20 protein-coding genes and 1 other annotated feature are annotated in these 23,183 nt (G+C 45.4%); of the genes, 4 read left to right on the top strand and 16 right to left on the bottom strand.

The features are described from left to right. Nucleotides 1-44: 44 nt before the first annotated feature. The 7 genes from SALPA_RS00410 to SALPA_RS00380 form a co-directional block, all read right to left on the bottom strand. Nucleotides 45-800 (bottom strand): TIGR03943 family protein, encoded by a 756-nt coding sequence (locus SALPA_RS00410; RefSeq protein WP_145088429.1) that lies wholly within the window; start codon nucleotides 798-800, stop codon nucleotides 45-47. Next, nucleotides 790-1,722: a permease gene (locus SALPA_RS00405; RefSeq protein ID WP_145088427.1), complete on the bottom strand. Its 933-nt coding sequence runs from the start codon at nucleotides 1,720-1,722 to the stop codon at nucleotides 790-792. Before SALPA_RS00405 ends, SALPA_RS00410 begins: the two co-directional genes overlap by 11 nt. 133 nt (nucleotides 1,723-1,855) lie before the next feature. Continuing rightward, complete coding sequence (locus SALPA_RS00400) at nucleotides 1,856-3,532, bottom strand: ABC transporter ATP-binding protein (RefSeq protein ID WP_222427785.1); 1,677 nt, start codon at nucleotides 3,530-3,532, stop codon at nucleotides 1,856-1,858. Between the two features lie 2 nt (nucleotides 3,533-3,534). Continuing rightward, entirely contained in the window at nucleotides 3,535-4,377 is an 843-nt protein-coding gene (locus SALPA_RS00395; RefSeq protein ID WP_145088425.1) for an ABC transporter permease, read from the bottom strand. After that, the gene (locus SALPA_RS00390; protein ID WP_145088423.1) at nucleotides 4,361-5,368 is read right to left on the bottom strand and encodes an ABC transporter permease; all 1,008 of its coding nucleotides are present in this window, start codon (nucleotides 5,366-5,368) and stop codon (nucleotides 4,361-4,363) included. The genes SALPA_RS00395 and SALPA_RS00390 overlap by 17 nt, the downstream gene beginning before the upstream one ends. 8 nt (nucleotides 5,369-5,376) lie before the next feature. After that, a complete protein-coding gene (locus SALPA_RS00385) occupies nucleotides 5,377-6,984 on the bottom strand; it encodes an ABC transporter substrate-binding protein (protein WP_145088421.1) in 1,608 nt (535 codons plus the stop codon). Then, nucleotides 6,978-7,586: an FmdE family protein gene (locus SALPA_RS00380; protein ID WP_145088419.1), complete on the bottom strand. Its 609-nt coding sequence runs from the start codon at nucleotides 7,584-7,586 to the stop codon at nucleotides 6,978-6,980. The genes SALPA_RS00385 and SALPA_RS00380 overlap by 7 nt, the downstream gene beginning before the upstream one ends. Nucleotides 7,587-8,093: 507 nt before the next feature. On the opposite strand from SALPA_RS00380, the gene SALPA_RS00375 reads away from it, so the two are divergent. The 4 genes from SALPA_RS00375 (at nucleotide 8,094) to SALPA_RS00360 (ending at nucleotide 13,104) form a co-directional block, all read left to right on the top strand. Further along, nucleotides 8,094-8,519, top strand: a complete 426-nt coding sequence (locus SALPA_RS00375; protein WP_145088417.1) for a DUF3842 family protein — start codon at nucleotides 8,094-8,096, stop codon at nucleotides 8,517-8,519. Between the two features lie 4 nt (nucleotides 8,520-8,523). Next, nucleotides 8,524-8,727 (top strand): CooT family nickel-binding protein, encoded by a 204-nt coding sequence (locus SALPA_RS00370; RefSeq protein ID WP_145088415.1) that lies wholly within the window; start codon nucleotides 8,524-8,526, stop codon nucleotides 8,725-8,727. A gap of 89 nt (nucleotides 8,728-8,816) precedes the next feature. Further along, nucleotides 8,817-9,062, top strand: a binding site (T-box leader). A 97-nt stretch (nucleotides 9,063-9,159) separates the two neighbouring features. Next, entirely contained in the window at nucleotides 9,160-10,794 is a 1,635-nt protein-coding gene (locus SALPA_RS00365; protein ID WP_145088413.1) for a class I adenylate-forming enzyme family protein, read from the top strand. A 624-nt stretch (nucleotides 10,795-11,418) separates the two neighbouring features. Further along, nucleotides 11,419-13,104, top strand: a complete 1,686-nt coding sequence (locus tag SALPA_RS00360) for a carbon starvation protein A (protein ID WP_145088411.1) — start codon at nucleotides 11,419-11,421, stop codon at nucleotides 13,102-13,104. Nucleotides 13,105-13,342: 238 nt separating this feature from the next. On the opposite strand, the gene SALPA_RS00355 is transcribed toward SALPA_RS00360, so the two are convergent. The 9 genes from SALPA_RS00355 to SALPA_RS00315 form a co-directional block, all read right to left on the bottom strand. After that, complete coding sequence (locus tag SALPA_RS00355) at nucleotides 13,343-14,191, bottom strand: hypothetical protein (protein WP_145088409.1); 849 nt, start codon at nucleotides 14,189-14,191, stop codon at nucleotides 13,343-13,345. Nucleotides 14,192-14,201: 10 nt separating this feature from the next. Continuing rightward, nucleotides 14,202-15,341, bottom strand: a complete 1,140-nt coding sequence (locus SALPA_RS00350; RefSeq protein WP_186450832.1) for a type II secretion system protein GspD — start codon at nucleotides 15,339-15,341, stop codon at nucleotides 14,202-14,204. Between the two features lie 181 nt (nucleotides 15,342-15,522). Next, complete coding sequence (locus SALPA_RS00345; RefSeq protein WP_145088406.1) at nucleotides 15,523-17,091, bottom strand: hypothetical protein; 1,569 nt, start codon at nucleotides 17,089-17,091, stop codon at nucleotides 15,523-15,525. 2 nt (nucleotides 17,092-17,093) lie between these two features. Next, nucleotides 17,094-18,284: a glycosyltransferase family 87 protein gene (locus tag SALPA_RS00340; RefSeq protein ID WP_145088404.1), complete on the bottom strand. Its 1,191-nt coding sequence runs from the start codon at nucleotides 18,282-18,284 to the stop codon at nucleotides 17,094-17,096. 20 nt (nucleotides 18,285-18,304) lie between these two features. Then, nucleotides 18,305-18,967: a PHP domain-containing protein gene (locus SALPA_RS00335; protein WP_145088402.1), complete on the bottom strand. Its 663-nt coding sequence runs from the start codon at nucleotides 18,965-18,967 to the stop codon at nucleotides 18,305-18,307. A 1-nt stretch (nucleotide 18,968) separates the two neighbouring features. Beyond that, nucleotides 18,969-19,940: a lysylphosphatidylglycerol synthase transmembrane domain-containing protein gene (locus SALPA_RS00330; RefSeq protein ID WP_255450745.1), complete on the bottom strand. Its 972-nt coding sequence runs from the start codon at nucleotides 19,938-19,940 to the stop codon at nucleotides 18,969-18,971. Continuing rightward, nucleotides 19,930-21,012: a DUF362 domain-containing protein gene (locus SALPA_RS00325; RefSeq protein WP_145088399.1), complete on the bottom strand. Its 1,083-nt coding sequence runs from the start codon at nucleotides 21,010-21,012 to the stop codon at nucleotides 19,930-19,932. Before SALPA_RS00325 ends, SALPA_RS00330 begins: the two co-directional genes overlap by 11 nt. Then, nucleotides 21,005-22,198, bottom strand: a complete 1,194-nt coding sequence (locus tag SALPA_RS00320; RefSeq protein WP_145088397.1) for an AarF/UbiB family protein — start codon at nucleotides 22,196-22,198, stop codon at nucleotides 21,005-21,007. The genes SALPA_RS00325 and SALPA_RS00320 overlap by 8 nt, the downstream gene beginning before the upstream one ends. Before the next feature lie 11 nt (nucleotides 22,199-22,209). Then, entirely contained in the window at nucleotides 22,210-23,124 is a 915-nt protein-coding gene (locus SALPA_RS00315; RefSeq protein ID WP_145088394.1) for a decaprenyl-phosphate phosphoribosyltransferase, read from the bottom strand. Between the last annotated feature and the right edge of the window lie 59 nt (nucleotides 23,125-23,183).

Genomic DNA, 23,183 nt, shown 5'->3' with positions numbered 1-23,183 from the left:
AAGGCTTTCCATGGGAAAGCAAAATAAAGATTGGCTTCTAAAATTTAGTTGTTGACATACACATAAGGAGTTGCCAATGGTTTGATAGGGATAACTTGTGTAGCTTTAACAACTGGTAATTTATTTCCTAGATAATTAAAGGTAGCTAATTTACCATGGATCTCTACCCAACTGTCACTGTTTATGCTCTGACTGTCATCCCATTCAATAAAAAGTCCACTGGGAACGGCATCGGCAGCGCAGCAGGATATTTCAAACCGGGCGACAAAAAAATGCTGGGCTGGTGTTTGGTCTGGACGGTAAACAAAACCTTTTAGGCTGATGTTTTTCCCAATAAATGCCGTACTGTTTTCATAGAAAGCAGTTATATATTTGACATGATTTTCAGCAGTTATTCCCAATTCAGGCTGGCTATCTGCCGGTAATACAGGTAAGCTGACCGGTACGCTGGTGCCGGTTTGCATGAACTTTACACCTTTTTGTGAGGCGGTTGCCGAGCCAAGTGGGCTGATAGGAACAAGTAGGCCTAGAATCAGTGTACCAACAAATACAATATAAGCTAGCTGACCGGTTTTATGGTGACAACCGCAGGCCATGTTATGACGCCAGTCGAATGTTTTGAACATTTGAATTATTGCTAGTACCAAAAGCAACGTAAATCCTAGTTTGGTATTCCAGATGAATTGTGGATTGATTACTTGGGATAAGCCCGGTGTTGTTAGCGTATTGTAAAATAGCAGGCAAAACCCCATGAGCACAAGGAGCTTTAACAGATTTTGTCCTGATAGCTTAATGAACAAAACAAATCACCTCCCATAGTTGAGGAAAGTAAACCATAGATAAGCTTATGCCAAATACAGTTGCTGTAATGAGCAAGATAAGCTTAAGGGTGAATAGCGGCTTGAAAATAGTAAGCAGCATAGCGGTGTTTTTGATATCAAGCATTGGCCCGAAGATCAGAAAGGCTGCCAGTGATCCGGTACTGAAATGCTCCAGGAAGGGGGCAACAATAAAAGCATCGGCTTGGGAACATACTGAGATCAGAAAAGCAAAAAGCATCATGCCGCCGACAGAATAACCAGGATCTTGGCCAAAAGATAAGAGCGTCAGGCGCGGTACAGTTGTCTGAATTAAAGCGGCCAGGAAAGAACCTATGAGCAGAAACCGGCCCATGTCAAAAAAATCGTCACAGGCATGATAGAGCATAGCGCGCAGGGTACTTTGAAAGTTGGAATTTGAGTCGGGAGGCCGGTGAGTATGATGCCCGCAGCAGTCGGAGGTAGCTGCCGCTTCGCCGCTGGAAAGCATCTGGCGGTCATGGCTGGTACTAATGATGAAGGCAATAATAACAACAGCGATAAAAGCTCCAATTAACCGATAGAGGACCATAGACGGAAATGCAGAAAAAGCCAGGTAAGTAGACCAGGCGACAAGCGGGTTGATGATGGGAGCAGATAGCATAAAGGCTATGGCGATATAGGGTGGTATCCCTTTGTGAATTAACCGGCGTATGATAGGTACCATTCCGCATTCGCAGAGCGGTAAAAATAAACCAAGAAAACTGGCGGCGATAATGCCTGTTAGGCGTTTTCGGGGTAATATCCGTTGAATCCATTCTGCCGGAACAAACAAGTGAATAAAGGCAGAAACAAACACTCCCACAAGTACCAGCGGGAGTGCTTCAATAATAATACTAAGAAAAATTGTGTTAAAATCCTGCATACCGGACCCTCCTGCGAATTGGTAATCAATTGGTAATAGTATATGGCCGGTAAACAAGAATATTCTTAAATAATAGTAAAACGAATCGTAAAAAGGACGATTTTACTTTCCACCACATTAGCCTTCTTTAGTCTTACCGCCAGCTGATGCGGGCTGCCACAGCCAGCAGTTTTTGGGTATATTGGTGCGTCGGGGCGGCAATTAATAGATGGGTTAGTCCCTCTTCCACGATTTTGCCATTTTTCATAACAGCCAGGCGGTCACTGATTTTTCTGGCCAAAGCAATGTCGTGGGTAATAAATAACATGGACAGGCCGCGATCTTCCTGAAGATTGAGCAATAACTTGATTACTTTGGCTTGGATGCTGGCGTCCAGTGCTGAGGTTGGTTCATCAGCAATAAGTATTTTCGGGTTTAAGGCTAAGGCGCGGGCAATGACTACCCGTTGAGCTTCTCCGCCGCTTAGCTGGTGCGGGTATTTATGGAGCAAGGCATCATTTGTTGGCAGTTCAACTTCGGTAAGCAATTTTTTGACAGCAACTAGTCTGTCTGTTTCAGTACCAATTTTTTGAATGTCAAGCGGTTCTTTGATTAGCTGGCAGACAGTCAGGCGGTGACTGAGCGCCTCTTTGGGATTCTGGAAGACCAGTTGGATTTGTTTATAAAAATCTCGGCTGCGTTCCGTGATGTTGACTCCGTTAAGGTAGATATTACCTGAGGTCGGGGGTGTAAGGCCCATAATGGTTTTCGCCAGTGTGGTTTTTCCTGAACCGCTTTCGCCGACAATGGCCAATGTTTCACCTTCATACAAAGTAAGTGTTAGATCTTGTACAGCCTGGTGTTCATCCCAGGCTTTGGTTAGGTTTGTTACCTGAAGCACAGGCACAATGCCGCCACGGTGACAGGCGAGCATGCGCCCGTCAGTCAAGGCAAGCTCTGGCATGCTGGCGTTGCAGCTAGTCAGCCGTTGGGTACAGCGCGGCTGAAAAGGACAGCCAGGAAGATTATGTTGCATGGTGCCGGGAATGCCCTGGAAGTCTTTGACTGTCGTCATGTTGGGGTAGGCTCGGAGAAGACCGCGTGTATACGGGTGGCGGGGAGTTTCCAATATTGCTCTGGCCGGGCCTAGTTCAATAATCCGGCCGCCATACAGCACGGCAACAGTATCAGCCAGTTCAGCGGCGGTGGTAATGTCATGGGTAATAAGGATAACTGCGCGTCCGGCGGCTGATTGCTGTAGGAGAGTGGTAATCTCTTGTTTGGTAAGCGGGTCAAGGGACGCAGTAGGTTCATCCAGCAGCAATAGCTCAGGGTTGTTGACAAGAGCCATAGCAATGAGCGTTCGCTGCTGCTGCCCACCGCTTAATTCATGTGGATACGCAGTGGCCAGCTTGCCGGTCAGTCCGATTTCGGCCAAGGCTTGTAAGGCTAACTGATAGGCGGAAGGTTTTGCGATATCCTTGTGCAGGATAATGGCTTCTGTTATTTGTTCGGCTGCCGTGTATAAAGGGTGTAAGGCATTGTCGGTATTTTGGAAAACCAGGGAAATGTCTTTGCCTCTAATGTGACGCAGCTCAGCCTCGGTGGCTGCGAGCAAGTTCTTATTTTGAAACAGTACTGTGCCTGTGGTGCTACCGGCACAAAGTCCGGCAATGGCAAGTGCGAGTGAACTTTTGCCTGCGCCGGATTCACCAATGACAGCCAGCGTTTGGTTGGTTTTCAGAGTTAGATTAATATCTTTGAGTATGTCGGTTCCTTCATAACTGACATAGAGACTTTGAATGTCAAGTATGGTCTTTTCTTGTTCCATGATTACCTCTTTTCTGGACGCAGCCGGGGATCAAGGGCGGTTTCAAGTGCCAGACCGGTAAAGGCCAGCCCGACAATGGTGAGTGATACTGCCAAACCGGGCGGTATCAGCCACCATTGCCACACGTCTAGGTAGGTGAATGCCAGGGCCTGCTGCAGCATTTTTCCCCAACTGATAAGACTGGGGTCGCTGATACCCAGGAAAGACAACCCGGCTTCCATAAAAATGGCGCGGCGGGCATAGTGAATAAACAGTGCTATGAGCGTAGGCCCAAGATCGGGGAGGACGTGTTTTCTGAGCCGGTATTGCTTAGTAGCGCCAAAAGTAGTGGCGGCAGCATAACTGGCTTTGGCCTTTAGGGCCAGTGTTTGAGCCCGCACAATCCGGGTTCCGTCAGGCCACATAAAGGCAGCTAATAGCGTTATTAGTAAAACTATGCTTGGGTGTAAATAAGCGGCAAACAAAATAATGACAATAATAGGTGGAATAACCAGCCATATATCAACAATGCGCATAATGGTTCGATCACAAAGGCCGCCGTAGAGAGCGGCCAGGCCGCCAGCCAGCAGGCTTAAGGCTACCGCCATAAATGCCGTACCCCCGGCAATACTAAGTGAGGTACGGGCACCATAAATGAGTTGAGTCCAGATATCCTGTCCAACCTCATTGGTTCCCAGCCAGTATCTGGTACAGGGCGGGTGAAAAATATCGCCTGTATAAGCGGTAGGACTATAGTTAGCAAGAACTGGCGCCAGCAGGGCGGCGATGAATGCCGTAAAAAGCAGCGACAAACCTAAACGGCCAAAGTTACTGTCTGTCAGCTCAATATCATACCGGATATGCATGATTGTCTCTCCTTGCTTTTGGCGATGGTGCTGATAAGCGAGGGTCAAATCTGGCGCAGAGCAGGTCGGTGACAAAGTTAACAAGAAGCACCAGCACAGCGGCCAGCAGTAAAATTCCTTGTAGCAGCGGGTAGTCACGGGTAAGAACGGCTTTGTAGAGTAAAGAGCCAAGTCCGGGGTAGGAAAAGACGGTCTCAATAAATAAAACACCGCTTATCACATGAGTGAAGCTGAGGCCGGCGGCGGTAACTATTGCCAGCAGCGCTGAACGCGCCGCGTGGCGATAGCGAATGGCTATGTCCGGACAGCCTTTAGCACGTGCTGTCCGGATAAAGTGTTCTCCCATAACGCCAACCATGGCACTACGGGAAAATAAGTAGGCGGCAGTCAGGCGGACAAGCACTAGTGCTGTCAATGGCAGCGTTAGATGCTGCGCAATATCAGCAACCAGCTTTAAACCTGTGAATCCGCTATAGGGAGTAAACGCGCCGGACAAAGGCATCCAGGCCAAGATAACACCAAAAGTAAGCAACAACAATATCCCAGCAAAAAAGTCGGGAAAACCGCTGATAAGCATCATGATTCCCAGCAAATGACCATCTTGTCTACTACCCCGCTGGTAGCCAGATTCTATTCCTAGCAAACTGCCAAGCAGTGTGGAAAGTACAAAAGCTAAACCAGTCAACAGTAGTGTCCAGGGCAGTACCCCGGCAATTACACTGACGACAGAAGTGTGGTAAAAGTATGAATACCCTAGGTCAGCGCGTAAGAGTGCCTGTATGTAGGCAACAAATTGTTCTGACCAGGTCTGGTCAAGGGCAAAACGATGAATAAGCTCGGCTTGCATTGCCGGTGTCATGACCATTAAGGCTTCATCGCCATAAATGGCTTGTAGCGGGTCGCCTGGCAGCAGTCGTGGCAATATGAAGTTAAGAATGAGAATAGCTGTTAACGCAATTGCGTAGTCAACGGCTGTTTTGGTGGTAGGCATAGTAACCTCTATTTGACAAATGACATTTTATTAAGGGGGATAGGAGCTCCGGAGCCAATGCCTTGCTTAGTAAAGTACAGGTTGGCCCGGTTGCTGTAGGCATAGTACCAGGTAGGATAGTACAAGGCCAAGGCCGGTACATCGGCAGCAAAGACAGTCTGGATTTCGGCAAAAAGTTGTTTGCGGGCGGCGTTATCCATAAGAGAAGCTTGTTTGGCGAGTAAGGTAGTAAGGGTTTGGTTCTGATGGTAGTGAGCGCTGTTGAATCCTTTGCCAACAATCATATTTGTCAGGAAATCGGGGTCAGCCCCCAAACCGCCGTGGCCATTTAAAGCCAATTCAAATTCTCCCTCATTAATGCGGTTGTCCAGTGTTTTACCTTCCAGGGCTTTTAGGTTGACCTTGATACCGAATTGCTCCAGTTGCACTTTGATAAATTCCCCCTGGCGCTCACCAGGGGAGCCAGGGATACCGGCTTTGGCGGTAACAAGTAGTTCGATCTCCAGCGGCTGTCCGTTCTTTTCCCAATAACTGCCTGACTTGTTATAGCCTAGTTTGGCCAGAAGTTTACCAGCACTGTCCGGACTATAAAGGTACATTTCGGCTAATGCCGGGTTATACCACTGGCTGTCAGGCGGGATGAGACCAGGGTTACCAGGAAGTGCCTGACCTCGCAGTGTGGTGTCAATTAGTGCCTTACGGTCAATAGCGTACGCTAACGCCTGCCGGAATTCGGTGCTATTAAACGGTTCTTGTTGGTGGTTAATAACTAGTTTGGCAATCCAGTCGTGTGGCATGGTCAAAATTTTAAGACCTGTCTGTTCCAGAGGCTTGACTAACTCCGGCGGAATCTGGGTGATGTCAATTTGGTGCTGCTTCAAAGCAGCTGTTGCCATTTCGACATTCATTTTTATGAATTTGAGCTGCTTGAATTTGGGGTTACCCTGATAATAGCCTTCATAAGCTTCATATAAGTACGAACCCTGTTCTTTGTTATAGTCAACAAGTTTAAACGGGCCGGAACCAATGAGTGCCTCTGGTTGCCGGAATTGAGCAGGATTGGTAATATTTTGCCAGATATGCCTGGGCAGAATCGGGATGGTGCCGGCAACTTGATCTAAAAATGGCGCGTGCGGGTGGGATAATGTAATTTTCACAGTAGAGCTGTCGATGGCTTCAACGGTTTTAATCATACTAATATTGGTTGTTTGATAGGGGAATTTTTTCAGATAATCAAACGTAAATAAGACATCATCTACAGTCACTTTTTTACCATCATGCCAAGTAGCTGTATTGTTCAGATGGAAAAGGTAAGCGTTTTCGCTTGCGAGATAGTCCCACTTAGCTGCCAATGCCGGAACATAGCCGTCAGCGTCTTTCCATAGTAAGGTATCAAAAATCATACTCATGCGGATATAACCGGGGCCGCGGGAATAATGAGCAAAAGGTGAGGGAAAGCCGTAATCACCGGTGGCATCAGCAATGGTATAGACTTGATCTTGGGCTACTAGGGAGTCCGGCCCTGCTGATCCACCGCAGCCGAGCACCAGCAGGGTAAGGCACACAGCCAGCAGGGTCGCCACCAATATATGTTTATTTCTGGTCAGGTTTACCATCCCCGGCTATATTCTTCGGTACAGGCCAGGCAGGCAATTTTGCCATTTTTCAAACGGGCACGGGCTTCCATGACTTTTTCGCCGCAGTACTCACAGATGACCGAGTTAAAGATTTTGGCTTCTGAGGGAAGTTTAAGTTCAACATCCTGAATTTTGAATATTTCTTCAAACGGAGCAGCTAGCAGACGGGCAGTGCGTTCAGACTGAAGTTTATGCCAGGCTTCTTCCTGCTGAGGCGTGGCCTGTCCGCTGAATACGGCCGCCTTGATGGTTTCCTGTTCTGTTGTCAGCGGCACCATGTCACCAGTCATAACAATTCGCACGGCTTGGCCTGTGCTGCGGTTGCCAATGGTATAAGCTTGTTTGCCATGGTCTTTGTAGATCAGGTTGCCTTTACCAATGGTGCATCCTAATAGCACTTGCACAGCATCAATGCCGCAGCCGTCCGACTCGACAATAGTGACAAGCTCTTCATCGGCGGCGCGTTCTACTTTGAGGTGGGCCAAGGCAGCTTTGGCAGCAAGGTAGCCAATAGTCAGCCCAGGACAGCAGTGTCCATGAAAGTCAATAGCCTTTTGATAGTCAGCAGAACGATTGTTCATGATAATACCTCCAATAATTTTTTATTTTACAAATTAAAAAAAGGTATGAAAAAGTGAAGGGGACTGCGTCTCCAACAAGGCTTCATACCTTTAATTTCAAAATATGTGTAATTTTATAAATATATTATCTCGTAATTGTAGCAAACTTGTCAATGAGTATTTCTGAGTAAAGAATATATTGTAGATAATTTATACTATGTATTGACATTTAAAAGTGAACTTTGGTACAATTAATGCAAAGAAGGTAGCTGAAGCTGCCGAATACCGTATGAAGTACGGTCGGTTTATTGAATGACTTGAAAATAGCTCTTGTAATGAAGATAATAACCATGAAGGTTTCGTGTGAAGCGATATTTTCATGGCTTTTTCGTTTTTATGTGCCGCTGCTTACGCTTTTGGCTACTATGGGAAGGGATAAAATAGTAATGTACAAAATGCTGATATAAAATAGGTGCAGCGTGATAGAGGTTGATCTTAGAACTGATTTTGTAATGCTGGGGGGATTTTGTGTACATTGCTGTTGTAGATGGTCAGGGAGGCGGAATTGGCAGGGTCATAATTGATAGAGTTCGAAACGAATTTCGTAATAACGTTGAAATTTTGGCTATTGGGACGAATTCTCAGGCTACTTCTGTTATGTTACGGGCTGGGGCAAATGAAGGTGCTACTGGCGAGAATGCAGTTATTTGTAATATTGATGAAGTGGATTTAGTACTTGGCCCACTTAGTATAATCTTGCCTAACTCAATGAAGGGTGAGCTAACAGCCAAAATGGCTAAGCGAGTGGTTACCAGCAAGGCAAGAAAGATTCTTTTACCAATTCATCGCAACAACATTGATCTAATTGGTATACACTCAGAGCCATTACCTCACATGGTGGAGGCTATGTTAATACAAATGAAACAATATATAGTGAGTGAAGGGAGGGAATAGTCCTATGTGCGAGGCTAATGCATATCTTCTTAAGGATAATAAAGAAGAGTTATTGATGGAAAGGGTTGATAGGGTAGTGCCTCAAAATGGTGAAATCTATCTCGAAAGCATTTGGGGACAGAGAACAACTATCGCGGCTAGAATTAAAGAATTGAACCTAGTTGACCATCGTATTATTTTGGAACCGGCTCAGGAAGGAAGTAATTGATTACTATTTAGCTGTTGAAGTTTTGACTGCGTTTCTTCTATTATTGACATAAAGGAATTTTGTGTTATAATTACGATTAGCAGCAAAAGATAAATGCAATGATTGAGAAAAGTAGGTTTTTTGTGCTTGGCAGAGAGTCGGTGGAGGGTGCGAACCGGTAAGCAGATTAACTGAAATACACTCATGAGCAGCAGGTTGAAAAGAAATGAGTAGACTGTGCCGGTGTGCCACCGTTACCAAGGCTAGGGTATCGGACCTGGAGTTCCTGTACCTAAAAGAGCGGCTTGCTATAAGCAAGCAGGGTGGTACCACGGATTGTTAATCCCGTCCCTGTAGGAATACAGAGACGGGATTTTTATGTTTGTTAAATATTTTATAGAAGAAATCAGTTGCACTTTCTTTAGTAAAGGTGTATTAGGGGGAACAAATAACGTGTTAATAACGGAAATACTTTCTCGCAATGCTATTATGTATGGTGATGATACCAGCCTGGTTGAAATCAATCCGGAATTACAGGAAAAACATGTAGTTTCATGGCGTGAATACGAACTGATTGAAACAAATCCGGCGGTGAGTTTTCGGCGGGAGATGACATGGCGTGAATTTGACGACAAAGCGAACAGATTTGCCAATCTTCTGCTACGCAGTGGTATAAATAAGGGAGATAAAGTTGCGATACTGTTAATGAATTGTATCGAATGGCTGCCGATTTATTTAGGGATTCTTAAAATCGGCGCTGTGGCAGTACCGTTGAACTATCGCTATACTTCGGAGGAAATAAAATATTGCCTGGAGTTAGCGGAAGCTACTACGTTGGTCTTCGGATCAGAATTTATTGACCGTATGGGAACAATTATCGATAAAATTTCTAGTGGCAAAAGGTACTTCTTTGTAGGCGAAGATTGCCCTTCCTTTGCTGGTAGCTATGACAAGCTGGCAGCAGCTTGCTCCGCTGAAGCGCCTCAAATTAATCTTACAGATGAAGATGACGCAGCAATATATTTTTCCTCTGGAACCACAGGCTTTCCCAAAGCGATTCTTCATAATCACCGTAGCCTGGCATCTTCCTGCTATACCGAACAAAATCATCACAAGCAGACGCGGGATGATAATTTTCTCTGCATTCCGCCGTTGTATCATACCGGTGCCAAGATGCATTGGTTTGGCAGCTTTTTGGTAGGGGGCAAAGCCGTTTTGCTTCGCGGAGTTAAACCCGAATGGATACTAAAAGCTATTTCTGAAGAAAAGGTCACAATCGTTTGGCTGCTTGTTCCCTGGGCGCAGGACATTCTTGACGCGATTGAAAGCGGAGCAGTGAAGCTCGGGGATTATAAGCTTGACCAGTGGCGGTTGATGCATATTGGCGCTCAGCCAGTTCCACCCAGCCTGATTCAGCGCTGGAAAAAATATTTTCCCGACCATCTCTATGATACTAATTACGGTTTGAGCGAATCAATTGGCCCAGGCTGTGTTCATCTTGGTATAGAAAACATTCACAAGGTCGGGGCAATCGGCAAACCAGGGTTTAGATGGGAAGCAATGATTATCGGTGAATCGGGCCACCCTGTTGCGCAGGGAAACGTGGGAGAACTTGTCGTAAAAGGCCCAGGTGTGATGAAATGTTACTATAATGATCCGAAAGCGACGGCGGCTGTATTAAAAGATGGTTGGCTTTTTACCGGCGATATGGCACGCATGGATAAAGACGGTTTTATTTATTTGGTTGATCGGAAAAAAGATGTTATTATTTGTGGCGGAGAGAATTTGTATCCGGTACAGATTGAGGATTTTCTTCATCAGCATGATGCGATTAAAGATGTAGCAGTGATTGGCCTGCCAGATCAACGTCTTGGCGAAATTTCCGCAGCCATCATCGAACTAAAGCCAGATGGCCAATGCACTGAAAATGAAATAATGACATTCTGTTCTTCCCTGCCGCGTTACAAACGCCCGCGCAAGATTATATTTGATATGGTTCCGCGCAACCCCACTGGAAAAATTGAAAAACCGAAACTGCGGGAAAAATACAGCGCAGGAAACCTGGTTGCAGTTCAAAGCGAGAATTGAAAATATGGACAAGGGGTTTATCGGCGGCATTATCTCAGGTGGGGCTGAGTCCTCACCTGAAGATTTGATGGGCAAACTATAGACCTGTGTATATTCCGCGGTAAAGAAGTTTACAGGCCCAGGCGGGTGGTGTATTGCCAACACACCACCCGCCTGCAAAAATCTTTAACGCGTTGTATATAGATTGGATACAGCAAGAAATCGATTAAGTTAGATTGTTAATAACTTGTTGACAATAAAAAAAAATAGTGATATATTATACCCCAACAGAATATCTGGAAACAATGAGCCAAACTCCGTAATGGAAAGTTCTTCCTGCAGAGAGACGTCAAGAGAGTGGAAGACGGTAAAAAATTGAAATTTCTCTGATATGGCAGAGGGTGGCTGCGCAATCAGCAAATGAAATGGTAATGTGGAGGAGTATCTTTCGTCTTCCATGCGTTAATGCATGAGGAAGACGAAGGATTTTTTGTTTATTTTTTGCGATCAGAAGAACATCTGAATTGCCTTTTGGGGTTTTGCAAAGAAATGCCGGATATTCTGAAAAAATGCCAGACTGCAGTCGTCATTACTGCGACACAGGATTGCAGACGCAGCATAAAAATGGAAAGGAATTAAAAATTTATGACTGGCTTAACTTTATTAGGTATTGCGTTACTTGTCTGTGCAAGCGGTTATTTTATTTACGGCCGCTGGCTGACAAAGGTATGGGGTATTGATCCTGATGCTAAAACGCCGGCTTATCGTTTAGAAGACGGTAATGACTATGTTCCTTCTTCAAAATTCACTGTATTTGCGCATCAATTTTCTTCTATTACCGGCGCAGGCCCAGTCACCGGGCCGATTATTGCTGCGATGTTCGGTTGGTTACCAGTTATGCTCTGGTTGATGATCGGTGGGATTTTCTTTGGTGCTGTTCAGGATTTTACAGCACTGTACGCTTCTGTCAAAAATGAAGGCAAGTCTATGGGAATGCTGATTGAAAAATATATCGGTAAAACCGGGAAACAAATGTTTTTGCTCTTTTCCTGGTTGTTCACTCTGTTAGTAACAGCCGCTTTTGCGGACATTGTTGCCAGCACGTTTAATGGTTTTAGTCCCAATGGTTCACTGGCTACCCCTAATGCCGCTGCTGCGTCGATTTCGATGTTGTATATCGTTGTTGCTATTTTCTTCGGACTTTTTCTAGAAAAATTTCCCCTGTCAGAAAAGCCTAAACTGGCAGTTGGTATTCTTTTGATTATTGGTATGCTGGCAGCAGGTATCGCTTATCCGCTTTATTTTGACAAGACAACATGGATCTATGTTGTTTTTGCCTATATGTTTATGGCTGCTGTTATGCCAATGTGGCTGCTGATGGAGCCGCGTGACTATTTGAGTTCATTCTTACTGCTCGGTATGATTGCGAGTGGTGTTATCGGCGTTGTTTTTACCAATCCTACGATTGAATTGCCGGCCTTTGTTGGCTTTGAAGTAAATGGCAAGCCGATGTTTCCAATCCTCTTTATTACCATTGCCTGTGGCGCCGTTTCCGGTTTTCATAGCTTAGTTTCTTCCGGTACTTCTTCCAAAACAATTTCCAATGAAAAAGATATGTTGTTTGTGGGCTATGGTTCCATGATGGTTGAGACCATCCTGGCTGTCGTTGCTTTGATCGTTGTTGGCGCTGCCGCTACTGGCGGTGTGATGCCGAAAGGTACGCCATTCCAGATATTCTCCGCTTCTGTCGGCAATTTTCTGTCCATGTTTGGTATGTCCAGCTTTGTAGCGACCTGTGTCGTCACTATGTGCGTATCTGCACTGGCACTGACTACGCTGGATTCTGTCGGGCGTATCGGACGGATGTGTTTCCAGGAATTGTTTACCGGTGATACGACTGATCCGGCAAAAATGTCGCCAATGCAGCGTGTGTTGACAAATAAATACGTTGCTACCGTAATAACACTGTTTTCTGGTTATTTGCTTTGTCTGGGCGGATATATGAATGTTTGGCCATTATTCGGCGCAGCAAATCAACTGTGTGCTGCGTTGGTTCTGATTGCGTTGGCTGTCTTCATGAAAGTCACCGGACGTCAGGGGAAAATGCTTTACATTCCAATGTGCTTTATGTTAGTAGTTACGTTGATTTCGCTGGGTATGTCAATTTATGGTATCGTTCATAAAATCATCTACACTGGCGGCTTTTCTTTCCTGACCGATGGTTTGCAGTTAATTGTGGCTATTGCGTTGATTACATTGGCAATGCTGATTGCATCTACAAGTTTTAGAAAATTAGTTGATTCTTCTGCTAATAACGTATCTGTTCGGTAAGACGAAAAAGGACTAGAAATTAAATTATATGGTTGTCGTATAAAAAAGTGCTATCGTGCCCTTGAGGATACGGCTCTAACCGCAGAGTACACAGAGAGGAGATGTATATCGAGACATTCCCTCTGCGTACTCTGCGTCTCTGCGGTTCAAAAAACATATAATTTCTTATCTTATAAGATACTACGCCAAACTGGCGTCACTTTAGAGTGACGCCAGTTTTTTAAAATTACTTATGCCGCTAGCGGATGCCTGCATATGGATTCTTAAGGTACGTTATTGGTTGGCGGTCATTTCCATGAATACGCCTTACCAGTTCAGCCGGTTTAGCCAGCCAGTTGATCCGGTTATATTCCCACATCCACGGCACAGCTGCATCAAAATAATAATAACTATCGAAGTAACCCCAGCGGCTAAAAGTACGGCTTTGGCCGATGTCGTTACAACGTTGCCATAATTCTTTCAAGTCAACTAACCGGTAGACGGCACTTGACGCTGTACCGGTTTGACCACCTGTTGCCGGTACTTGTTTTTCCGGAGGGAGCGGGAAAATCCCGCCAGGACCTGGCGCTGCTTCGTAAGTCTTAACTAGCGATATTTCATGAGTACCAGCACTGACTACCAAACTGGGATGTCCAGCTTCGAGCCGCACATGGGAACCGTTCCATTTCAGAAACTCGTTATGATTATAAGTCAACAGTAATTCTAACTGCTCAGAGCCTTTTTGCACCACAGCCAATACCCCGGCCATGTCATGCTCATGCTGGACTTTACCAATATGGCGAGGATAGTAAAGGTAATAGCCGATAAAATAATGCGTGTCACTTTCCACCAGAGAATAGTACACAGCTGCGCCGGGAGGGTAGTATGGCAGGTTTCCCCAATTGTTATTCATTCGCCAATCAAGGTCAAAGTTAGCTACAGTAAAGATATTTTCCCGCGACAGCGGGTTTTGGTCGTTATCCTGCTGATGAATAACCGGCGCCCACCGCAAAATCACGGCAGTTTCACTTGTAGCGCCAGCCTGTACTGGGGTAATAAGCAATACTAGTAGGAATAATGCTGTCATCAGAGCGCGTTGCATAGTCATAGCACCTTCCTCATAGATCAATCAGTTTGGGGGTAATTAGGATAATCAATTCGCTTTCTGTGACTTCCCTATTTGTTGAGCGAAAGAACATCCCAACTAAGGGTAAATCACCTAACAGGGGGAATTTGATCGTATCACTGGTTTTTTGCCGTTGGATTAAACCGCCGAGGACAATTGTCTCGCCGTTTTTTACCCGCAGCGTTGTTTCAGCCTGACGGGTCCGGATATTCGGGTTGCCACTGGTGGTAGTGTCTGTTTTGTTACTGACTTCCGGTTTAATAATGGCAGTTATGGTACCATCAGTGTGGACGGTGGGGGTTATCTCCAGTTTGATGCCGACCTCAACGTAAGTTACTGTGGTGACTGTAGTGCCGCTGGAAATTTGCGTGCTTTCCACCGCTAACTTGTCACCGATGAGAATTTTGGCGGTTTCACCATCCAAGGCAGCGATGCGGGGACTGGCCAACAAATGGCCTCTTTTGTTTTCTATCAGACGATTAAGAGTACCCTTGAGATTGATGCCGTATTCCGGATGATTTGGAATACCGAGGGTGATGCGAAAAGCACTGCTGTCGGTAAGCGCGGTTTCTGTCAGCCCGTTGACAGTTCCCCAGTTGATGCCGAGATTTCGCAGGTTGTCACGAGATATTTCGACTGCTTCGGCTTCAAATATAACCTGGCGTGGTGGGGCATCAAGCTTTGCTAGCATAGCTTTAACAGCGGCACAGTCATCGTCACTGCCTGTGACAATCAGCGTCTTATTTACAATGTCTACCCTGATTCGGTTATCGGGAAACAGCGTGGCGAGCATAAGTTTGACTTGATCTGCTTTTACATATTCCAACCGCACAACCAAAGGCGATAACCCGACAGCTGCCAAGGCATCGGGGGTGGGTTCCGGCACATTTTGCGGCGCAGTCGGAGTAGGCTGTCCTGCGTGGTTAGACGCGGGATTATTCGGTGCAGCTGCAACTGGTGCAGTTGCAGTGGGCGTAGATGAGCCAGCATTCGGCGGAGCTTGTCCCGCAGGGTTAGATGCTGGAGTTCCCGGTGTAGCTGACGCTGCCGGAGTGGCCGTGGGTGGCGGTGAGCCAGCATCCGGCAGTGCCGCAAAAGCAACAAATGGTATGATAAAAAGTAATAAACCCAAAATGAATATGCAGAAAGTTGTCCTCTGGCAATGTTGCAAAACCAATTACTCACCTCATTTCTATTAGTGAATAGCAAACGTACAGAGCATCTGCTGCAGCGGTTATGACTTAAGACCAACTTCCATAGGACTAATCGTCTAGGCAAGCCTCCTTTAACTGCGATTTTGGTTATAGTTAAGGTCAATATACTGTTAACTTGACACCGTTAGGTAAACTATCTTTAAACTGCAACAGCATAGGTTTGACCTTTTCATATGAATTGCTATCTAAAGCATAAAAGGTTACGTAGTTAGAAGCGGGCGTGATCCTTTCCTTCCCTAGTTCCATTACGGCCACCGGTCGCCAGGTGAAAGGTTTATTTCTAAACCAGGAATCGTAAATAATGGCTAATTTTACATTGTGCTTGCTGGCGAGCTTATCCATCCAGGCGGAATCTGTTGCGGTTTGTCTGGATTTGAGTGCTTCTAGTGAAGCCAGCCCCCATAAGTCTAATACATAATTGGGATTCTCATAAGCAACCCAACCCAGATCATTAATGGCAACAGGTGCTTTATAATAATCGTTGACAAATCGGTGCATTTGATATTGTTGCTCAAAAATATTATTGGCGGCAATTGCTGTTGTTGCGGTAGTTTTCCAGGAATTGAATCCAACCCCGCAACATATGATCAGCAAAACCAGAGTATAGGTAACTGGTGAGCTTTCATCAAGTTCCTTGTAGAGGGCATTATAGATTTTCGATAAAGCACCTCTGAAGCTGTAAATGATACCCATGGTAGCTGCACTTACAATGTACATATCATAACGATAATACCACCCGGAATAACCGAACAGCATATGCGCAATTATCGCTGTACCAATAATTAAAGCAAGATATTTATCTGCTGCTTTGGTATTGAAGCAGTTATAAAGTGCTAGCATTAATACGGAAATTAAAAAAATACTAACAGGTACAAATGCTAAATGACTAAGCATAGTATCAATGACAGCGGCTAAATGTCCCTTTTCCAGCAAAGCAGATTTGGCGATGATCGAACTGGGCCAATACCCCAGACCTAATGTATGTAGATAAGCCGAAAAACCACTGACTGACGCAACCAGTAGTAAACCACTGCTAACCGCTGCTAGCCAGTATCTCTGGGCAACAAGATAGACTATGGCGGGCAAGGACAGAGCTAGATTTTCATACCGTACCAGCGGCCCCGCTATTACGGCCAGCACCAGCCACCAGGGAACTCGCTGTTCCCGGAGCGAAATTATTACCCCATACACTGCCAGTAGTGAAATATAGACCTGGAGCGAGTGCTCCATCCCGGTAAAAGCAAGACCAATTATATTGGTAATAAATACGATAGCCATTGTTGCTATTATTGTTAGCAACGTTTGCCGCTGGGCATTAGCTGCGGTAAACAGCATACTGAATAGTTGGGTATACAGGTAAACCGTGCCGAGACTACAAATAAAATTAATAATCAGTGGCACATAATCAAACCAACCGGCACCGGAAAAAACTGCTAAAATGAAGGGCCAGATGATACTGGATGAGGGCGCGGAGTATTCAGTTAAATTTATCCCATAGTGACCGGCAGCAATATTTTTTGCCAAGGCCATGTGGATATAGGGATCATCCAACGTATAGGAAAAAACGCCGGAATTCAGGTACAGAATATACACCAATTCTGCCAAGTAGATGACCGATAACATGACAATATTAATATACAGTGCTTTTGTTTTTATATTAATCATCATACTCATCTCCCTAAAATTAATTTGTTTTTCGGTCCGGCTGGTAACCTTAGCCCCAATATACTGCGCCTTAGGGCCAAAACTAACAATGTTAATAAGATAATAGGTATTATATGAAGGTTAGTTAAGCGGGCAATCGGCGAATTTACCAACGGCATAAACCAGGCAAGTAACAGGACTATCTTTTCATAGGGTAACCAGCCCTGGTTAAGCCCCTCCCAACCGTACCAAGCGATGCTAAGACCTAAAATAGTAAGATCATATTGGTAGGCGTAAGGAGTAGCAAGGAAAATGCTGACTGTCAGGATAATATAGGCCAGCGGGAAGATTCGCTTGTACCACACCCAAGCCACAGCGATAACGGCAACAGCCGTAAACACTGCTTGTAGTCCGTAAGCGAAAGGAACGGAAAATCCGAAGGAACGCGCCATAGCAAAAACTGTTGTCATTTGGTACCAGGGTAAAGAGCCTATTTCTAATAAGTATTGGGCCACAGGCAGGGTATGATAGAACGTTTCCCAGCTGGCAATCCCATATACAGCTATACTAACTATGATTAAGGCTGCTGCTGATGCGCAGGCGGCGATAAGTGCCTGCCATTTTCTCGCGGCAACTAAGGCAATCACTGCTAAAAACGCCAGGTGAGGCTTATATACCAGTAACCCAAGTATTATACCGGAAAGTACAGGTTGTTGCTCAAGCAATAACAGTCCCTGACCGAGCAGCAAGGCACTCAAAAAGCCATTCTGGCCGCAAATGAAATTCTGGAATGTTCCGGGAAAGGCCAAAGTAAGTACCACAGTAGTGGGATGAGGGGCAATTTTGCGCACAACCATGATATATCCGGCAAGAGTGATAGCAAGCCAGGAGAATAAAGCTGCTAAATAAGGTAGAGTGGCGAAATAGGTCACCAGTAACAAAAACGTTGGCGGATAATACCAGCCCACAGTGTTAGTTCGCCCGGTAATTTGCTGTTCAACCGCGCATAAATCTTTGCCATCATAGATGCCTAATACGTCTCCGGACAACAGTTTATGGGAAGCCGCGTAAAAACAAATGAAGTCGCCGCCAATGACTCTTTCGTTCCTGTCGATCATACCCGACCCGGTAAATACCCAAATACTAAAAGTAACTATATAAGCTAAAATGAACCCCCAGGAACAATAACGAATGGTAGTTGCGTTTAACAGTGTCATGTTGCCAATAACTCCTTTGTCTATTTTGGTAAGCCGATGGCGCACTTCGCTTTAAACAGCTTAGTATAGCAATGCACCATAATACTACTCTTGGTAAACTTTATGAGTGAATTAGCTAAATTCCCCAAGAATGTGGCTGCGTCGCTAAAGTCGCCGATTACTACATAACTACAGCCGATTTCCCAAGCCGTATGACAATCGCTGCCGACCGAGATTGGCTTATGCTGCTGGCTGGCAAACCTGGCGGCTTTTTTATTATCCTGATTAAAAACATTCCGGGCATTATAGGCCTCAATAATGTCAACATAGCCGATGATTTGCGTCAAGGTCTCGTAACCTATCGCCGACTTGCGCCAGCGGTCAAAAGGATGGGGCACACACACCAAACCGCCTTGTTCCCTGATGGCCTGCACTGTTGCCAGCGCAGATAGTCCTGGGGGAATTTCCTGCTGGAGAAAATACCCGATTATTTCGCCTTGTAGGGTGTTTATTTCTTCACCGACGACTACTTTAAAGGGAGCCTGTTCACGTAATTCCAGCGCGCCCCTAATGGTGTTGTGATCAGTAATGGCTACGGCGTCCAGCCCTCTTGCCGGGCAAAGCCGGAGCAAATCGGCAATTTTGATACCACAGTCCCGGGAATAGGACGTATGTACATGACAATCCATATTGATTCGCTTCATGCTAGTCAGACCTTGCGTTAAGGTTAAACCTGCGCCAATTGAGCAGCAGGGTCAATAGCCCTAAGAATACGCCGAACCATAATGTGCCAAATCTCGCAAATAGCGTCGCCCCGGCAGCGCCGGTAAAGTCTATCCCGCAACTGAGCAGCAGACCGATCATACTGCCCTCGGCGACACCTAAACCGCCCGGGAGCATGGAAAGCCCACCGGCGATAGAACCCAGCGAAAACACAAACATTGCTACCTGTAAAGAAGCAGCAGTACCAAAACCCAACAATATATAATACAAGGCGATACATTCGCACAGCCAGGCTATGACACTAATTAGTAGTGCTTTAAACAGTAAACTACCCCCACTTAAAATATAAGCGCTTTCATACATAGCATTTAATAGCTGGGCTTTGGGTTTTACAAAAGGAATATGTTCAAGCCCCTTGATTAAAGTCGTTGCTAGCCGGCGCCATTGTAATACACAGATGAGACCTAATGACATGAGCAGCCCCATGACGATAACTGTTTGGCCATAAGTAACGAAATTAGCCGCCAGACTTGCCAAGATCAGCATGGCAATTAAGTCTGTCAGCCGTTCTGCAATTACCGTTGGTGCGCTACGGCAAAAACTGACTTTGTGCTGCTTCAACAACAGGTACGATTTTAAAACCTCCCCGACCTTTCCTGGCGTAACTGCCATGCACAAGCCGGAGAAGAAAACCCGGGCACTATCCTGCCAGCCTATCTTGATGTCCAGTTCTTCAAGATAAAGCTGCCATTTTAGAAATCTCCCCAGGTAACCCATCACTACAAACGCCAGAATTTGTGGTGCATAATGCCAGCCAAAGCCTTTGACCGCATTGCCAATTTGCCCGACATCGCCCCACAGCGCCAAGCTGGTTGAGATGATAAGCCCCAGGACTAAACCAATGATCAGCTTGTTTTGCAGGCTTTTAATAGTAATGCTGGTTTCATCCCTCATAGCGTTCAAATAACTGCCCCCATCGCGTATTTTTTTTGAAATGTTCCATCTTACGCTTGCCTTTGAAAGGCCACCACAAGTAGTCGTGATAGAAAAATGAGCCAAAGATGAACAAATTCACCAGCGGCGTTCTGAACAACAGGTTTTGTAATGATCTCAGCGGTCCAAACCACACCGCATCGCCAAAGCGGGAAGCCAAATTATCCCCGACCCTGAATTGAAAGTTCACCTTTTCCACATCTTCACCAATTACTTCGATCTGCCGAAAGTCGCCAATACCCAAACCGCGTTCATGCGCCAGGCGAATGTAGGGAATGTCCAGCGGTTCAAAGCCCATCATTTTACTGGCAACTGCATCAATCGCCACCTGATCAGCGCTGGCGAGAATATAGTCCTTCTCAATCGGAATCATAGTGCGTGGTCCCGGGCCATTGCCGCAAACTGTGCCATCCATCACGGCAAAGACCCCCGGATGGATCTCTTGTTGAATTTGCAGCAAATCAACCAAGGTCTCGTGAATGACGCTGTGAGTATAATGCCGTTTAGTGTTTAGCAGCCCGCCGAACGCGTTTTTCATGGCGCCGGTGGTAGTTGTATAAATGTGACATTTAACTGTCGGCAAATGCACAACGTTTTTGCCATAAAAGTAGTCGGGAATACGAATACCTTCAGGGAAAACTTCAGGCAACACCAGCAATTTTTTCTTGGGTTGATGGAATACCCATTTCATATCAGCATCTTTGAAGTTATACAGCACCGGAATATTATATTTCTTGAATATAGGAAGATATTTGTTCAGCTTTTCGCCTTTAAAAGCATTTGTTACCACAGTCTCGTTTTGAACACACGAAATTTTCTTAAAACCCTGCTGCTTGAGTCCAAGAATGGTTCCTTCCAACTGCCAGGGCGTGGAATTGGCACTGAGGTAGGGGAAATGCCAGGAGATGTTATCCTTTAAAATTGTTGGAACTGTAGGGTCGAGAATACCGTTAACATTTGCTTTTCTTAGTAATTGTTGATAATCGTTAAGTACTGTTTTTGGCTTAGTCTTCATTACAAATACTTTACTCATTTGCATAGCCCCCAGAGTTATCAGTAATCTTAAGCATATTACGACGCCAGTTATAGGCCAGACGGTGCTTTTGCGCGTAATAGTATAAGCCATGCACCATCCGTAAAAAAGTTAACAGGACGGGAGGAAGGGTAAAGGGTTGATGAAAATTGGCAGACGATAAAATAGTATTGATTTTATAAGCCAGCCGCCAATTACGAAAATCATAATCAGCATCTGCATAAAACGGCTCAAACATAACGGTAATGATATCGCCAAGTACCGGCTGATATTCTGCCAATACCTCGTCCCCAAACCCCAGCACCCTGAGGTGCTTTTTTAATTGTCCCAGATCACAAGCCCGCATTACAATAGCTGCCAGGCAGTTTCGCTGCTCAGTAGTAAATTCCAGTTTGCTGCCAAAGTCCAAAATTGTCAGCTCAGGTGTCTGCCTGGTGCCGGTAACAAGGAAATTCCCCTGATGCGGATCGGCATGGATCATACCTAACCGCCAAAAAAGCTGAAGTTCAAAATTCCACAGTAAATCGTACATTTGTAGCTTTTGGTCATAGGCAGCGTTTGCTAACGCCTCATCCAAAAACACTCCGTTCACCCACTGACTGACAAGCACTTCCGAATTACATAAGGCAGTGATTGGCCGGGGTACATGGATGTGGGAGCCTGCCGCAAAGGTCTGAAAAACCCTGGTTTGCGTATGCAGTTCCTCGTGGTAATCGCATTCCTCCAGCAACTTTCCTGAAATAAAGGCAATCGTATCCCGCAGATAATTACCACTGGGAAGGAAGGGCTTAGCTAAATAGGTCACGGCCCTTAGTACCTTAATATCACTGCCAAGCTTTCTGGCGATATGGGGATATTTAAGCTTCACGGCAATATCGCCATATTCCCTGGTTTGCACCTTAAATACTTGTCCGATGGAAGCCTGAGATATGTTTTGGGGCGCAGTGATAGGGGATACACCAAGCTCTGCTAAAATACCGCTTATGTCACAGAATTCGCTTGTCCCTTGATTGCAAAGAGTTTGCAGGACTTGTGACGCTTCTCCCTCATATAACGTTAAATGCTGACCTAACTTTTGGGGAAAGCCATGAAATTCGCCCAGGGAATTTACTAACTGCCCAGAGTGCAAGTTACGCTGCAGGCGTAACAACAATAGCAATAGTTTTAAACTGCGCAAATAGTACATTGTATCAGTCCTTAGCTAAAAGTATTGAGAATTACTAATACTGTGGCCCCATACAACAGAACCGTGAATAGGATAGGTTTGTCTTCTAACAAGATTTTTTCCGGAGCACCTCCTTGGCCTTTAATGTGTATTAAATACAGATAACGGAAAATACCATAGATAACTAAGGGAATAGTCAGCATAAGCTCAACTGGCTTGCCGGAGGTAAATGTATACAGCGCATAACTCATAATGGTAGCCGTAGTAACAATGCCGCTGAGCTTGTCCAATAGTTCGGTTGAATAATGCATCAGCACTGGGCGGTGCACACCTTTGCTGTCCGCCAGCAAGTGCAGCTCATGACGCCTTTTGCCAATCGCCAAAAACAGGGCTAATAACAAGGTGCATAATAAAAACCACGGCGTCAGCTGAACACCGATTGCCAATCCGCCGCCAACTGCCCGCAGGACAAATCCGAAGGCGATTGCCATAATATCCAGCAGCACAACGTTCTTGAGCTTAAAAGAATAGGCGATATTTATTACTAAATAGGTTACTAGCACTAACCCGAAAGACTCTCTTAATATAAAGGCGTAAATACAGGTGCCGAGGGCCAGGACAATTCCCAGTAATAGACCCGCATAGGGATTTAGTTCGCCAGAAGCCATTGGACGCCGGCACTTCTGCGGATGCAGCCTGTCAGCTTCGCGGTCGACAAAATCATTTAGAATGTAGATGCTGCCTGAGCCTAAACAAAACAATATAAATGCAGTTAGACCTTCAAAGACCTGTGTCAGAGTAACGGTGGAAAATGAAAATAGCAGTGCACCAAGCACTAACAGATTTTTGCTCCACTGCTTCGGTCTTAAACATTTAATATAGTTAGAGGCTTGACTGTAGAAGAGGTTCTGAATAACTCGTTTTTCTAATATTCCATGCGTCTCCAAACCAAATCACCCCTACATAATAAATAGCAATTATTGTTGCCATTATAAACCAACCAATA

Source organism: Sporomusa sp. KB1, from assembly GCF_007830295.1.
In the GTDB taxonomy this organism is placed as follows: Bacteria; Bacillota; Negativicutes; order Sporomusales; family Sporomusaceae; genus Sporomusa.
Note: the sequence above shows the minus strand (reverse complement) of the source record. Positions and strands in the feature narration are given on the sequence as shown.